Raw genomic sequence first — 503 nt, forward strand, 5'->3', positions numbered from 1 at the left:
CCACGGCCACCAACGTCAGCGTGCAGGACCTGCTTCCCGCCGGCTTGTCGTTCCTGAGCGCGACTCCGAGCCAGGGAAGCTACGTGAACGGTACGGGTGTTTGGACGGTGGGAACGGTCACGACCGCCACCCCGCAAACACTGCAAGTGCAGGCCACCGTGGTCGGCTCCGGTTCGCAGACGAATACGGCCACCATCTCGCACAGCGACCAGTTCGACCCCAATCCCGGGAACAACAGTGCGAGCGCAACCGTCACGCCGCAGCAGGCCGATCTTCAGCTCACAAAGACGGTGTCCAATCCGACCCCGAACGTGGGGGACACCATCACGTTCACCGTCACCCTGAGCAATGTGGGACCGACCACGGCCACCAACGTCGGCGTGCAGGACCTGCTTCCCGCCGGCTTGTCGTTCCTGAGCGCGACTCCGAGCCAGGGAAGCTACGTGAACGGTACGGGTGTTTGGACGGTGGGAACGGTCACGACCGCCACCCCGCAAACACTG

General features: G+C 64.6%; 1 protein-coding gene. It reads left to right on the forward strand.

Annotation, left to right across the window (positions count from 1 at the left end; all coding sequences use genetic code 11):
• Positions 1-503 (forward strand): DUF11 domain-containing protein (locus tag AC630_RS42695; protein WP_143198802.1); only part of this gene is annotated, 503 nt, incomplete at both ends.

The sequence above is a fragment of the Bradyrhizobium sp. AS23.2 genome (genome assembly GCF_001908185.1).
Classification (GTDB): domain Bacteria; phylum Pseudomonadota; class Alphaproteobacteria; order Rhizobiales; family Xanthobacteraceae; genus Bradyrhizobium.